At 62.1% G+C, this 13193-nt stretch carries 14 protein-coding genes; 8 read left to right on the top strand and 6 right to left on the bottom strand.

The genetic code is table 11. The features are described from left to right. Positions 1 to 72: 72 nt before the first annotated feature. From nikR to trxA, 3 genes are all read right to left on the bottom strand, one after another. Entirely contained in the window at positions 73 to 585 is a 513-nt protein-coding gene (nikR, locus tag AAAV44_RS06390; RefSeq protein ID WP_198019884.1) for a nickel-responsive transcriptional regulator NikR, read from the bottom strand. Between the two features lies 1 nt (position 586). Beyond that, the gene (locus AAAV44_RS06385) at positions 587 to 835 is read right to left on the bottom strand and encodes a hypothetical protein (RefSeq protein ID WP_006235225.1); all 249 of its coding nucleotides are present in this window, start codon (positions 833 to 835) and stop codon (positions 587 to 589) included. Positions 836 to 1066: 231 nt separating this feature from the next. After that, a complete protein-coding gene (trxA, locus tag AAAV44_RS06380; RefSeq protein WP_022093990.1) occupies positions 1067 to 1387 on the bottom strand; it encodes a thioredoxin in 321 nt (106 codons plus the stop codon). A 136-nt stretch (positions 1388 to 1523) separates the two neighbouring features. Here trxA and AAAV44_RS06375 point away from each other — a divergent pair, with 136 nt between their 5' ends. Beyond that, complete coding sequence (locus AAAV44_RS06375) at positions 1524 to 2099, top strand: hypothetical protein (RefSeq protein ID WP_349115052.1); 576 nt, start codon at positions 1524 to 1526, stop codon at positions 2097 to 2099. Positions 2100 to 2163: 64 nt separating this feature from the next. Here the strand turns inward: AAAV44_RS06375 and AAAV44_RS06370 are convergent, their stop codons facing one another. Together AAAV44_RS06370 and AAAV44_RS06365 are read right to left on the bottom strand one after the other, a co-directional pair. After that, on the bottom strand, positions 2164 to 3441 hold the full coding sequence (locus AAAV44_RS06370; RefSeq protein ID WP_349115051.1) for a GHKL domain-containing protein: 1278 nt from the start codon (positions 3439 to 3441) through the stop codon (positions 2164 to 2166). Next, the gene (locus AAAV44_RS06365; RefSeq protein ID WP_022093993.1) at positions 3441 to 4163 is read right to left on the bottom strand and encodes a LytTR family DNA-binding domain-containing protein; all 723 of its coding nucleotides are present in this window, start codon (positions 4161 to 4163) and stop codon (positions 3441 to 3443) included. Before AAAV44_RS06365 ends, AAAV44_RS06370 begins: the two co-directional genes overlap by 1 nt. 292 nt (positions 4164 to 4455) lie before the next feature. On the opposite strand from AAAV44_RS06365, the gene nadA reads away from it, so the two are divergent. From nadA to AAAV44_RS06345, 4 genes are read left to right on the top strand one after another with little or no spacing between them, the layout of a single operon-like run. Further along, positions 4456 to 5481 (top strand): quinolinate synthase NadA, encoded by a 1026-nt coding sequence (gene nadA, locus AAAV44_RS06360; protein WP_349115050.1) that lies wholly within the window; start codon positions 4456 to 4458, stop codon positions 5479 to 5481. A 56-nt stretch (positions 5482 to 5537) separates the two neighbouring features. Continuing rightward, positions 5538 to 6914 carry an FAD-binding protein gene (locus tag AAAV44_RS06355; RefSeq protein WP_349115049.1) on the top strand — a complete coding sequence of 459 codons (1377 nt, stop codon included), beginning with the start codon at positions 5538 to 5540 and terminating at the stop codon, positions 6912 to 6914. A 3-nt stretch (positions 6915 to 6917) separates the two neighbouring features. Further along, positions 6918 to 7778 carry a carboxylating nicotinate-nucleotide diphosphorylase gene (gene nadC, locus AAAV44_RS06350; protein ID WP_349115048.1) on the top strand — a complete coding sequence of 287 codons (861 nt, stop codon included), beginning with the start codon at positions 6918 to 6920 and terminating at the stop codon, positions 7776 to 7778. Further along, entirely contained in the window at positions 7778 to 8323 is a 546-nt protein-coding gene (locus tag AAAV44_RS06345) for a transcription repressor NadR (RefSeq protein ID WP_006235217.1), read from the top strand. The genes nadC and AAAV44_RS06345 overlap by 1 nt, the downstream gene beginning before the upstream one ends. A 201-nt stretch (positions 8324 to 8524) precedes the next feature. Here the strand turns inward: AAAV44_RS06345 and AAAV44_RS06340 are convergent, their stop codons facing one another. Continuing rightward, entirely contained in the window at positions 8525 to 8710 is a 186-nt protein-coding gene (locus AAAV44_RS06340; RefSeq protein WP_006235216.1) for a 4Fe-4S binding protein, read from the bottom strand. A 658-nt stretch (positions 8711 to 9368) separates the two neighbouring features. On the opposite strand from AAAV44_RS06340, the gene dnaK reads away from it, so the two are divergent. From dnaK to AAAV44_RS06325, 3 genes are all read left to right on the top strand, one after another. After that, positions 9369 to 11261 (top strand): molecular chaperone DnaK, encoded by a 1893-nt coding sequence (gene dnaK / locus AAAV44_RS06335; protein ID WP_349105313.1) that lies wholly within the window; start codon positions 9369 to 9371, stop codon positions 11259 to 11261. Positions 11262 to 11263: 2 nt separating this feature from the next. Beyond that, on the top strand, positions 11264 to 12106 hold the full coding sequence (locus tag AAAV44_RS06330; RefSeq protein WP_349115047.1) for a nucleotide exchange factor GrpE: 843 nt from the start codon (positions 11264 to 11266) through the stop codon (positions 12104 to 12106). A 108-nt stretch (positions 12107 to 12214) separates the two neighbouring features. Continuing rightward, complete coding sequence (locus AAAV44_RS06325; RefSeq protein ID WP_035136622.1) at positions 12215 to 13180, top strand: DnaJ C-terminal domain-containing protein; 966 nt, start codon at positions 12215 to 12217, stop codon at positions 13178 to 13180. Positions 13181 to 13193 lie beyond the last annotated feature (13 nt).

Raw genomic sequence — 13193 nt, 5'->3', positions numbered from 1 at the left:
TGGTAGGTAAAACTTCTAAACCTGCCAAAACAAACCTGTCCCTATTTGGCAGGTGCGCTGCGGGAAATCCCGCTACAGCCCCAGGCTCTGCTTGGTGGCGGCGCAGGTGAGCTCGCCGTGCTTAACGCCGCGCAGGCCCAGCAGACGGTCGGCTAGTTCGTAGACGCGCTCGCCGCGACCCTTGAGCGCCAGAATCTCCAAGCAGTTGTGGTGATCCAGATGCACGTGCATGGTCGATACGATCTCGTCGGTGTAGTCGTGCTGCACTTCGTCCAGACGGCGCGTCAGGTCGCCGGTGTGATGGTCGTAGATCATGGTGAGCGACCCGATAACGTGCTCATCGGGCGTGCGCATCTGCTCTTTGGCGATCGAGGCGCGAATCAAATCGCGCACGGCCTCGGAGCGGTTGGCCACGTCGCCGCGGCGCGCGATCTGCTCGTCAAAACGGCGCAGCAGGTCGTCGGGTGCGGTAACCGAAAAACGGACCAGCTCGGAGCCGGAGCCACTACAGTGGCAGCCTGCGTCACCGTCCGCCCCGTGCGGATGCTCGTGCTCGTACCCGCAGCAGTGCTCGTGTTCGGCCACCTTACACCAGCTTCACGGAGCCGACGGAGTTGTGGTCGGCCTCGATGGCTTCCTCGTAGCCCTCGAGCGCGTCATGCGCCTCGTGGAGCGCGGCCATGGCGGCCTCGAGCTTGGCGCCGATGCGCTCCATGTCAAAATTCTCGGTCGCATGCAGCAGCTGATGGCTCCACTCGTGAGCGAGCTCGATGGTGTCGTCGACCTGCTTGACGCTCATGGCAAGCTGGCTCATGTTCATTCCAACATCATGCATGGGAAATCTCCTTTTGTATGGGGCAGTTCAGTGGTTCAAATTTTACTACGCCCGCTCTGCGCGCAGCTGCATAAGAAAACGGGTGCGAGTCTGTGTGACCCGCACCCGTTCACTGGGGGCTGTTTGTGACTACCATACTATCCGTGGTCGCACACGGTGCACCCAGAAGTCCGGCGAGCGGCGTAAAAGCGCTCATGGACGGCAGGCAGACGGCAACATGTAACAAGCGTATTACAGATGCTTTTCCAGCAGCGCCTGCAGCCTCGCCTTGGGCAGAGCGCCAACCGAGCGGTCAATCTCCTCGCCGTTCTTAAACACAATCAGCGTGGGGATGCTCATGACGCCATACTTCATGGCCAGGTCCTGGTTGTCGTCGACGTTGCACTTGGCAACGGCGAGCTTGCCCGCCAGCTCATCGGCAACCTCGTCAACGATGGGCGAGAGGGATCGACAGGGCCCGCACCACGGTGCCCAAAAATCGACCAGCACGGGCAGGCTGTCGTTAACGATGGAATCGAAGTTCTCGGGGGTAATCTGATTAATGTCAGCCATGGTGACCTCCATAATGCGACGCGGCTCGGCCGCGTAAAACTCAGTACGACCGTGCTTATACCCAGCCGCCCGCAAAGCAACCACTCGCGGGCAGCTCTTTTATATAATGGTGGGCACGCAAACGATTGGAGAGCGCATGTCCACGTCACAAAGCCAGAAAAAAGAAGCCATCGCCCAGGCGGCCGAGCAGGAGCTCACATCGCTTGCGGTCCGTGGCGTGCGTATCGCGGGCAACGCGTGCTCGCCGATCGTGCTGGTCAAAGGCGATTTGGACGAGGCCGAGCGTTCGGGTGGCGAGCTTGCCGCCGGCCCGGATGGCGCGGCGTTGCGCAAGGCGCTTGGGGCCATCGGCTACGCGCCCGAGGATTTTTGCGTGCTGGCAAGCGTCGCCGGCGTGGGTGACGGAGTGGTCACGGTGGGCGAGACTCTGCCGTGCGAGCTGTTCCGCGAGGCGCTCGAGGCCTTGGACCCCGAGGCGGTCCTGCTGCTGGACGATCGCGCGGCCGATACCATGCGCGAGACCTACGCCGATATGCTCGTGGCGATCGATGACTTCGACACCGCCATGCTCAAGCCCGGCCTGGTCGCCCATGTGCAGGGCCGCCGCGTGCTCGCGCTCGACGGCTTTGAGGCGGCACTCACCGACAAGGCCGCTAAGCAGCGCATGTGGGCCTACATCAAGCAGCTGACTCCGGCGGCCGCTCCGCTGTAGCGGATTGGCACCGGCGAGCGATTGCCTGGCGGGCAAGGCACGCCTCGAGATCGGCGCCGCACTTCTACATCACAGCGCGCAGCTCAAACCGATCGCCGTTAATGCGGAACTGGCAGTTGCCGTTCATGCGTTCGACGGCAAGCTTAATGCTCTTGGTTCCAAAGCCGTGTCCGGTGTGCCCGGCTACGGGCATGCCGTCGACCATGCGCGGCGCGCGGTCAAACGTGTTGGAAACTAACAGCAGCAGCTGGCCGTCCTCTAATCGCAGGTCAAAGTCGACGAATCGCTTTCCTTGGGGTGCGGCGCTTGCGGCGGTGATAGCGTTTTCCAAGGCATTTGAGAGCACGCTAAACAGGTCGGCGTCACCTACGTGGATGGTTTCGGGTACGGCGGCGCGCAGGTTGGCGGTAATGCCGTTTCTATTGATATCCGAGTTAAATGACGAAAGCGCGATGTTTACGGTCTCGTTGGCGCAGAAGCGGCGTACGGCGGTGCGGTCGCCGGCTTCGCAGAGTTCGTCGATGCGATCGAGCGCCTCGTCGGTGTGACCCTCCTCAATTAAAGCGGCCAGGCCGCGTAGGAAGTGGCGCATGTCGTGGCGCAGAATCGACAGCTCGCGCCCAGATTGACGCCAAGCCTCGAGCTCTTTGATGGCGGCGCTGTCGCGGGTTTCGAGCATCCAGCGCTCTCGCTCGGCGGTTTCCTTTTCTTCGTATTCGCGCAGGTAAACGGCAAGAAACATAAGATAGAAGGCACAGAGCGCAAATGCCAAAAACTCAACCGTCACCACCGAGCCCGAGTGGAACAGCGTGGTGTAGACGTTGGTGGCATAGTCAAAGACGTAATAGACGAGCGGCAGGATTAAAAGGATGCCCAGCTCGGTGGTGCTTTTAATCGCCAAGCGTGGACCGATGTCGCCGGCCCAATGCAACAGGACGGCAAAGACGGCGAGTGTGGTCGCGATGCGCGCCAGATAGTACGCGATCTGCGAATCGGTTGCGGCAAATGCGGCGATGCCCATCCAATTGCTGAACTGGCAGCTCAGATAGGCACTCGTAATGCCGAGCACGGCAAGCAGCGGGCTCAGGCGGTAGCGCGCGCACAAATAGATGACGAGCGGCAGATGCACGACGAGCGGATATACCTGGCGGGCGAAAAGCTCGCCGCCGACGGCATTGGCGATCGAAAAGGCAGCGCCGGTTGCGACTCCGACCCCCACCAACTCGAGTGCATGGCGTCGATTGATTTCGATACCGCACAGCGCCGCCGAGGCAAAGACGCCAAAGAGCAACGTCGTGGCGTGGTGGATTGCCCAAAGGATCATTTCGACCGAGGAGACCATCAGTGTCTTCCACCCTCAAAGCGCACCGCAAAGTAGGCGTCTTGGAATCCCTGCTTGCAGCTGCGCGAAAGCGGGATGCACGCGCCCGAGCGCATGACGATGTCCGTGCGGTCAAAGTGATCGATATTGCGCAGGTTGACCTGGTAGCTGCGGTGGCATTTAAAGAAGACCGCGTTTTGCTCCAAGCGGTCCTCGACGCTGCGGAACGACTCGAGTGCCTCGATATCGCGTCCGTCGCGCAGGTGGAAGACCACGTGCTTGTTGCGCGCCTCGGCATATTCGATGTCGGACAGGCGCAGGGCGTGGTAGCCAAAGGAAGTTTTGATCACGAGCTCGTCGGTTGCCGCCGGGCGCATGCTCGAAAGCTCGTCGAGTAACTGCGCCAGGCGTTCGTAAGTCACAGGCTTGAGCAGATAGTCGAAGGCACGGACCTCGTAGGATTCCAGCGCGAACTCGGGCGACGAGGTGAGGAACACCAGGCGCACGGCGGTGTCGGCCTGGCGCAATTCGCGTGCGGTGTCCATGCCGTTGACGAGCGGCATGATCATGTCGAGCAGAATGATGTCGGCGCGCGATGCGGCATGGCGGGCCAGCAGGTCCTCGCCGCGCGTGACGAGCGCAACATCGACCGCCGTGCCCGTCTCGGTCGACCAACGGTCGATCATCCGGTGCAGTCTATCTAGAAAAGCGACATCATCGTCGCAGGCAATAATCTTGAGCATTCGGCCCCCTTAAGTAGTTCGATTTTGCCACATCGGGCACGCGCCGCTTGCGGGGGTGCGGACCGTTTGCGCCCCACGGCGTGCAACTCGCGCCAAGCGGTATTGCGGTGGCGAAAGATGCCTCCTGCGCCATCGAGAGCTCAGCTATCCTCAGCTTGCCAGTTCGAAAATGGACTTGCTACATGATTGAATCTTTATTTCAACTTTACACCTAGGTTTACAGCTGTCTTGTCAGCTGTAAACCTAGGTGTCATACTAAAGCCCCAAGATTCGCCAAAAGAGAGGGGCCTTGATGGCACAGAGCGCGAACATGGATGCGTCGGAGCTTGCACGCGATATCGCGGCCGGCCTGGCATCGGCAACGACGGCAACGGAGCGTGCGGCACTGGTGCCCGCAGAGCTCGTCGAGGCCATTCATCAACTAAAAACCCAACGTGACGCGGTGATCCTGGCGCACTATTACGTGGCGCCCGAGGTTCAAGCCGTTGCCGATTACGTCGGCGATAGCTTCTACCTGGCAAAGCTCGCCAAAAGCCTGCCGCAGCAGACCATCGTGTTGTGCGGCGTGGAGTTTATGGGCGAGAGCGCCAAGCTGCTCAATCCCACTAAGACCGTGCTGCTACCCGAGCCGGGCGCGGACTGTCCCATGGCGCACATGGTCAAGCGCGAGACGGTCGACGCGGCGCGCGCCGAGTACGGCGACGACCTGGCTGTCGTCTGCTACGTCAACTCCACGGTCGAGATCAAGAGCTGGAGCGACGTGTGCGTCACCAGCTCCAACGCCGTTAAGATCGTGTCCGAGCTGCCGCAGCAGCATATCCTGTTCATTCCCGACCAAAACCTGGGCCGCTTCGTAGCCGAGCAGGTGCCGCAAAAGCACGTCATCCTCAACAACGGCTACTGCCCGCGTCATCACATCATCACCGTCGAGCAGATCGTCGGCGCGCAGGAGGCGCACCCCGACGCGCTCGTGCTGGCGCACCCCGAGTGCAAGGCCGACGTCCTGGCCGAGGCCGACTACATCGGCTCTACTGCCGGCATCATCAAGTATGCCGAGGAGTCCGACGCGAGCGAGTTCATTATCGTGACGGTCCGCGGCGTGCTCTACGAGCTCGAGCGCCGCTGCCAGGGCACCGGCAAGAAGTTCTACTTCCCCGCGGTGCAGCCCACCTGCGTCAACATGGATCTCATCACGCTCGAGAAGCTCGTGCGCTGCCTGGAGACGGGCGAGGGCGAGGTGCGGATCGGCGTCTCGGACGAGGCTGCCGACCAGGCAAAACTTACGCTCGACCGTATGCTCGAGTACGCAGCACGTTAGAACGATGTGACATGAGGGGCAGTCCCTTATGCCACATTACAAGGGAGAGGATTCCTGTGGAAATCAAACAATACCCCGATATGGAGTGCGACGTCGTCATTGCCGGCTGCGGCGTGGCGGGTCTGTACGCGGCCCTCAATCTGCCGACGAGCACGCGCGTGATCATGCTCTCCAAGGGCGCGGTCGATGAGTGCGATTCGATGCTCGCGCAGGGCGGCATTTGCGTGCTGCCCGAAGGCTCGGACTACGATGCCTTCTTTGAGGACACCATGCACGCCGGCCACTACGAGAACCGCCGCGAGAGCGTCGACATCATGATTCGCTCGAGCCGCTCGGTCATCAACGACCTGCTAGCGATGGGCGTGGATTTTGAGCGCAAGGCCGACGGCAGCCTCAATTTTACCCGCGAGGGCGCGCACAGCCGTCCGCGCATTGCCTTCCATGCCGACATTACGGGCAAGGAGATCACGACCAAGCTGCTCCAGGCCGTTCGCAAGCTGGACAACGTGCAGATTTTGGAGCACGTGGCCATGACCGACATCCTGACGGGCGAGCGTGACGGCGCCACGGTGTGTGCCGGTGTCGTCGCCGTTCCCGTGGACGAGGACAACTCGGTTCGTCCCGCCGACGAGCTGACAAATGCCGCCGAGGGCGTGCATGCCGGCGAGCCGTTTAAGATCCATGCCCGCCACACGCTGTGGGCAACGGGCGGCATCGGCGGCGTATACGACCATTCGACCAACTACCCGCAGCTCACGGGCGATGCCTGCTACATTGCTCAGGAGCATGGCATTAAGATGGAGCACCTGGACTACGTGCAGATCCATCCCACGGGTCTGTTCTCGCCGCAGCCGGGTCGCACGTTCCTGATCAGCGAGAGCTGCCGCGGCGAGGGCGCGATTTTGCTCAACGCCGCCGGCGAGCGTTTTACCGACGAGCTTCAGCCGCGCGACGTGGTCGCCGCCGCTATTCGCGAGCAGATGAAGCAGGACGGCACCGAGCACGAGTGGCTGAGCTTTGCCCCCGTCGAGCGCGATGTGGTGACCGGGCACTTTGCCAATATCCGCGCGCGCTGCCTTGAGGACGGTCGCGACATCCTGGACGAGCCCATCCCCGTCACGCCCACGCAGCACTACTTTATGGGCGGCGTGTGGGTCGACAAGGACGGCCGCACCTCGATGCCCGAGCTCTACGCCGCGGGCGAGACGGCTTGCAACGGCGTTCACGGCAAGAACCGCCTTGCATCAAACAGCCTGCTCGAGGCGCTGGTCTGGGGTCGTCGCGCCGCGTGGTATATGCGTACCGGCGAGTCACTGGCCGTGGAGCAGGCAGGCGATCCCGCGCTCGATGGCCGTCATCGCGCCCTGAGTGCCGACACCCTGGCAATCGATGATTTGGCCCGTGCCGCCGGCACGCAGGCCGTGGAGGAGTAGACCATGAATCCCATTACCATGAAGCTCGTCGTCGATGATCTGATTCTGCAGGCTCTGCGCGAGGACATTACGTTTGAGGACGTGAGCACGGCGAGCGTGTGCCCCACGGCGCGCCCCGCCACGGTGGAGCTCATCGCCAAGGCCGACGGCATCATTGCGGGACTGGATGTGTTCGCTCGCACCTTTGAGCTGCTGGATTCGCAGAGCTCGGTGCTGTTTGATGTTGCCGATGGCGACGAGGTGCACGCCGGCGACCATGTGGGTCAGGTGCGCGGCGATGCGCGCGTGCTGCTTTCGGGTGAGCGCGTGGCACTCAACTACCTGCAGCGCATGAGCGGCATCGCTACCTACACGCACAGCATGGCCGCGGCGCTCGAGGGCACCAAGACCGTGCTCGTCGACACGCGCAAGACCACGCCGGGTATGCGTGTGTTTGAAAAGGCGGCGGTTGAGATTGGCGGCGGTAGCAACCACCGCTACAACCTGTCGACGGCCGTCATGCTCAAGGACAACCACATCGATGCCGCCGGTGGCGTGGCGCGCGCGATCGAGATGGCGCGCGCCCATGCATCGTTTACCACGACGGTCGAGATCGAGTGCGAGAACCTGGACATGGTGCGCGAGGCCATGGAGGCCGGCGCCGACATCATCATGTTCGACAACATGACCCACGACGATATGGCTGCCGCGATTGAGCTTATCGCCGGCCGTGCCAAGACCGAGTGTTCGGGCAACGTGGATGCCAGCAATATCCGCGCGCTTGCCGACCTGGGCGTTGACTTTATTAGCTCGGGCGCCCTGACGCACTCCGCGCCGATCCTCGACCTCTCGCTTAAGCACCTGCGTCTGCTGGACGGTAAATAATGAACGCCCGCGAGCGTCGCCGTGCCATCATGGCCGTGCTCGAGGGGGCCAAGGGGCCCGTATCGGGCAGCGCGCTTGCCCGCGAGGTGGGTGTGAGCCGCCAGATCGTGGTGCAGGACATCGCCCTGCTGCGCGCCGATGGGCACGATATCGTGGCGACCAACCGCGGCTACGTGCTGCAGGAGGCCCCCAGCAGCCCCGCCGTGCCTACGCGCTTGGTCAAGGTTCGCCACAGCGTGGAGCAGGCAGGCGATGAGCTCACGAGTATCGTCGACGCCGGCGGCGCCGTGCTCAACGTGATTGTCAATCACCGCGTGTACGGTAAGATTACGGCCGACCTGGACATCCGCAATCGTCGCGATGTCGAGCGCTATCTGCGCGATATCGAGAGCGGCAAGAGCTTTCCGCTGCTGACGGTGACCAGCGGCTACCACTTCCATCGCATTGCGGCGGAGGACGAACAGACCCTCGACGAGATCGAGGCGATGCTCAAGGAAAAAGGCTACCTAGCAGACCTGATGCCCTACGAAGACGATTTGTCCTAGTCGACGCCGCATCTATAAGTTGCGGTGAAATAGTTCCTAAAATCGGCATCCAAGACATAAAACAGGAACTATTCCACCGCAACTGCCAAGGGTCCCGCTCCAAATTAGCTGCCCACATATGCAAAAGGAGGCCTCCGCGGCGATGCGGAAGCCTCCTTTTTTGTGCACGGTGTACTTTTGAGTGTGCAAGTGGGGGAGTTGTTACTCCTCGACGATCTCGGTGATCGCGCCAGCGGGGCAAGCGTCCTGGCAAGCGCCACAGGCGACGCAGGAGTCCTCGTCAGCGACGGTAGCGACGTCCTGGAGCTCCAGAACGCCAGCGGGGCAGGAGTCGACGCAAACGCCACAAGCGATGCACTCGTCGGCATCAATTACGGGATGAGCCATGGTAGTTTCCTCTCTGTTGACCGACGCTACAGGCGATGCGCGCCGGTTTGATTCGGGCAAAAACATACCACGGGAGCGACCGTTTGCAATACCCTCTGGCCGGCATCTTCATACCGTTCGCCGAGTATGCCACGGCTTACTAAAAAACATGCAGGTGAGGCCGATGAGCTGCGTAAATGTTAGCTAAAGGTGACTTGAAATATAGGGCGATTGAGCGTGCTTGCGGAAACCGCATCCCATTATTTTGTCGAAAAACGGGTTGCAGTTTCCGGTTAGGCCCGCTAGCGGAAAATGCGAGCCGGTATCAGCTCTCAAAACGGGATACGGTTTCCGGTTGAGCCTTCAGACGGAAACTGCGACCCGGAATCCACGCTCAAACCGGGATGAGCTTTCCGCAAGACGGCCCCCAGGCACCCCCGGACGCAAACCTCAGCCATCTCTACATAGATCTCGATAGATTTGCCGAGAACTCAAACAGTGCGTCTACCTGCGCATTTAAGAACCTAAACTCTCAGCAATAAGAAATCTTATATGAATTGACTTAGATTTTGTATATTCCGGCCCATAAGGGGATACACTACATCCTGAAAGACAAGCCGAAGCGCCGCGCGACAGATCGTCGAGGCGGCGCGAACGCAAAAGAGAGAGGGAATTTCTAATGAGTAAGATTCTTGGTATCGACCTTGGTACTACTAACTCCGCTATGGCCGTCCTCGAGGGCGGTTCTCCGACCATTATCGTGAACGCCGAGGGCGACCGCACCACCCCGTCCGTCGTGGGCTTCCGTGCCGACGGCGACCGCGTCGTGGGTAAGGCCGCTAAGAACCAGGCTGTCACCAACCCCAAGAACACCGTGTTCTCCATCAAGCGCTTCATGGGCCGCAAGTACTCCGAGTGCACCTCCGAGATCAAGACCGTGCCGTATGAGGTCAAGGAGGGCCAGGGTGGCCGTGCCGTCGTCGACATCGAGGGCAAGGACTACACCGCCGAGCAGGTGAGCGCCATGGTGCTCGCCAAGATGAAGGCCGACGCCGAGAAGTATCTGGGCGAGACCGTCACCGACGCCGTCATCACCGTCCCGGCCTACTTCAACGACGCCCAGCGTCAGGCCACCAAGGATGCCGGTAAGATCGCCGGCCTCAACGTCAAGCGTATCGTCAACGAGCCGACCGCTGCTGCCCTGGCCTATGGTCTGGACAAGCAGGGCACCGACCAGCGCATCTTGGTCTTCGACCTGGGCGGCGGCACCTTCGACGTCTCCATCCTCGACCTCGCAGACGGCGTGTTTGAGGTTCTGTCCACCTCGGGCGACAACCACCTGGGCGGCGACGACTGGGATCAGCGCGTCATCGACTGGATGGCCGACAAGTTCCAGCAGGAGAACGGCGTCGATCTGCGTCAGGACCCCATGGCCCTGCAGCGTCTGAAGGAGGCCGCCGAGAACGCCAAGAAGGAGCTCTCCGCTGCCCAGCAGACCACCATCAACCTGCCGTTCATTACCATGAACCAGTCCGGCCCGCTGCACCTCAACTACACGCTGACCCGCGCCGAGTTCGAGAAGATTACCCGCGACCTGCTCGAGCGCTGCAAGCAGCCTGTCACCAATGCCCTGCGCGACGCCAAGCTTAAGCTCTCCGATCTGACCGAGGTCATCCTCGTCGGCGGCTCCACCCGTATGCCCGCCGTTCAGGAGCTCGTCAAGACCATGACCGGCAAGCAGCCCAACATGTCCGTGAACCCCGACGAGGTCGTTGCCGACGGCGCTGCCGTCCAGGGCGGCGTGCTCACCGGCGACGTCGAGGGCATCCTGCTGCTCGACGTTACCCCGCTGTCGCTGGGCGTCGAGACCATGGGCGGCATCATGACCAAGATGATCGACCGCAACACCACGATCCCGACCTCCAAGACCGAGGTCTACTCCACCGCTGCCGACAACCAGACCAGCGTCGAGATCAACGTGCTCCAGGGCGAGCGCGAGCTTGCCCGCGACAACAAGTCGCTCGGTAAGTTCCAGCTGACCGGTATCCCGGCTGCCCGCCGCGGCGTGCCGCAGATCGAGGTCACCTTCGACATCGACGCCAACGGTATCGTCAAGGTCTCCGCTAAGGACAAGGGCACCGGCAAGGAGCAGCAGATCACCATCTCCGGCTCCACTGCTCTGTCCGACGACGAAGTCGATCGTATGGTCAAGGACGCCGAGGCTCATGCCGAGGAGGACAAGAAGCAGAAGGAAGAGGTCGAGGTCCGCAACCAGACCGACAGCCTGTGCTACTCCACCGAGCAGACCCTCAACGAGCTGGGCGACAAGGTTTCCGCCGACGTGAAGTCCAAGGCCGAGGCCGCTATCGCCGACGCCAAGAAGGCGCTCGAGGGCTCTGATGTCGAGGCCATCAAGGCCGCCGGCGAGTCCCTGCAGTCTGTGGCCTACGAGCTGGCTCAGGTTGTCTACGCCGACGCTCAGCAGCAGACCGACGGTGCCGCCGGTGCCCAGCCTGCCGACGATGACGTCGTCGACGCCGACTACGAGGTTGTGGACGACGAGGACAAGTAATCATGTCCGCCCGTAAAGCTCGCACGGAGGCGGCTGCCGTTGGTGCCGCCCCCGTTGACTCTGAGGAGAAGGACGTGAAGATTCCCGTAGAGGCCGTCGACGATACCGAGGCCAACGAGGCCGAGGCCGCCGAGGCTGCCGAGAACCAGGTAGAGGATTCCAACAAGGAGGCGACGATGACCGAGGACGAGATGGTGGAAGCCGCTATCCGCGCCGGTGAGGAAGCCGCCGACAACGACTTTAAGCTTAAGTTCGAGCAGGCTCAGAAGGAGCTTACCGACGTGCGCAACGAGCTTGATGCTGCGGCAGAGGCTCAGAAGGCCGCCGAGGACAAGGCAAAGGACGCCACCGAGCGCACCGCCCGTCTGCAGGCCGACTGGGAGAACTTCCGTCGCCGCACCGCAAACGAGCGTATCGCCGAGCGCGAGCGCGCGACCGAGAAGCTTGTCACCGCGCTGTTGCCGGTGATCGACGATATCGAGCGCGCGATTGACCATGCCCGCAGCCAAGAGCTTTCCGACGACTTTAAGCAGTTCGTCGATGGCGTTGACGCGGTTCATGCCAAGCTGCTCGATGTGTTTGCGCACGAGGGCGTTGAGCCCATCGACCCCAAGGGCGAGGCGTTCGATCCGCTCGAGCACCAGGCTGTGGGTCGCGTCGAGGACGCATCGCAGTACGACGAGACCGTCAACGATGTGTACCAGAAGGGCTACCGCATGGCGGACCGTATCCTGCGTTCCGCGATGGTGACGGTGACCTACGGTGGCGAGAAGCGCCCCGCACCGGAGCCCGAAGCGGCGCCCGAGGATGCTGCGGCCGATACGGCCGAGAGCACCGAGGAGTAATTGAGAAGGGCCCCGGGGCAACACCCGGGGCCCTTTCTGGCCTAGTGCCATATGAAAACATGGGCCGTCGTCTGCATGGGCGGCGGACGTAACAGGAGAGGAGCTACGATGGCTGCAGGCAAAACCTTCTATGACATCCTGGGCGTATCCAAGAGCGCCTCCGACAAAGAGATCAAGAGCGCGTTTCGCAAGCTCGCGCAAAAATATCACCCCGATGCCGGCGGCGACGAGGCCAAGTTCAAGGAGATCAGCGAGGCCTACGAGACGCTTTCGGACGAGAAGAAGCGCAAAGAGTACGACCAGATGCTCATGTTTGGCGGCATGCCGGGCGCAGGCGGCGCGTATGGCGGAGGCTACGGTGCCGGCGCAGGTGCCAGCGGCTGGGGCGACATCTTCGACAGCATCTTTAGCGGCAACGGCGCCTGGGGCAGCGATTGGGGCTCGGGCTTTGCCGGGGCTGCGGGCGCTGCCGGTGCCGGCGCGGGTCGCAGCCGTGCTCGCAAGGGCGGCGACCTGTCGCTGACCGTCGATGTGACGGCCGAGGACGCGTTTCGCGGCGTGACGCACAAGGTCACCTATCGCATTCCCTCGACAGGCGAGCAGCAGACCATTACGGTCTCGGTGCCCGCGGGCGCGGTCGACGGCGGCAAGCTACGCTACAAGCGTCGCGGCGAGTATGGCGTTGCCGGCGGCGAGCGCGGCGACCTGGTCGTGACCACGCATGTGGAGGAGCACCCGCTGTTTAAGCGCAAGGGTGCCGATGTGACCATGGAGGTGCCGATCTCGGTCTACGAGGCGGCGCTCGGCTGCACGGTTGATGTGCCCACGCCCGGCGGCGCGACGGTTCGTCTGAAGGTGCCCGCTGGCACCCAGACGGGCAAGAAGTTCCGCTTTAAGGAGATGGGTGCGCCCGACGTTAAGCACCGTGGCCGCACAGGCGCGCTGCTCGTCGAAATCAAGGTACAGGTCCCCACGAACCTGTCCGATGACGAGCGCGATGCCATGACCAAGCTGCGCGAGGCCGACACGCGCGATTATCGCGAGAAGGTCAACCGTTACAAGGCGACGTACTAGGGCGGTCGTGGCG

Origin of the sequence: Collinsella sp. CLA-AP-H1, assembly GCF_040092945.1 — a bacterium.
Lineage (GTDB): Bacteria > Actinomycetota > Coriobacteriia > Coriobacteriales > Coriobacteriaceae > Collinsella.
This window is presented reverse-complemented; position numbering and strand designations above follow the sequence as displayed.

Coding starts and splice junctions, on each gene's coding strand:
- AAAV44_RS06385 (WP_006235225.1), bottom strand. CDS start 835: ATGCATGATGTTGGAATGAACATGAGCCAGCTTGCCATGAGCGTCAAG.
- trxA (WP_022093990.1), bottom strand. CDS start 1,387: ATGGCTGACATTAATCAGATTACCCCCGAGAACTTCGATTCCATCGTT.
- AAAV44_RS06375 (WP_349115052.1), top strand. CDS start 1,524: ATGTCCACGTCACAAAGCCAGAAAAAAGAAGCCATCGCCCAGGCGGCC.
- AAAV44_RS06370 (WP_349115051.1), bottom strand. CDS start 3,441: ATGGTCTCCTCGGTCGAAATGATCCTTTGGGCAATCCACCACGCCACG.
- AAAV44_RS06365 (WP_022093993.1), bottom strand. CDS start 4,163: ATGCTCAAGATTATTGCCTGCGACGATGATGTCGCTTTTCTAGATAGA.
- nadA (WP_349115050.1), top strand. CDS start 4,456: ATGGCACAGAGCGCGAACATGGATGCGTCGGAGCTTGCACGCGATATC.
- nadC (WP_349115048.1), top strand. CDS start 6,918: ATGAATCCCATTACCATGAAGCTCGTCGTCGATGATCTGATTCTGCAG.
- AAAV44_RS06345 (WP_006235217.1), top strand. CDS start 7,778: ATGAACGCCCGCGAGCGTCGCCGTGCCATCATGGCCGTGCTCGAGGGG.
- AAAV44_RS06340 (WP_006235216.1), bottom strand. CDS start 8,710: ATGGCTCATCCCGTAATTGATGCCGACGAGTGCATCGCTTGTGGCGTT.
- dnaK (WP_349105313.1), top strand. CDS start 9,369: ATGAGTAAGATTCTTGGTATCGACCTTGGTACTACTAACTCCGCTATG.
- AAAV44_RS06330 (WP_349115047.1), top strand. CDS start 11,264: ATGTCCGCCCGTAAAGCTCGCACGGAGGCGGCTGCCGTTGGTGCCGCC.
- AAAV44_RS06325 (WP_035136622.1), top strand. CDS start 12,215: ATGGCTGCAGGCAAAACCTTCTATGACATCCTGGGCGTATCCAAGAGC.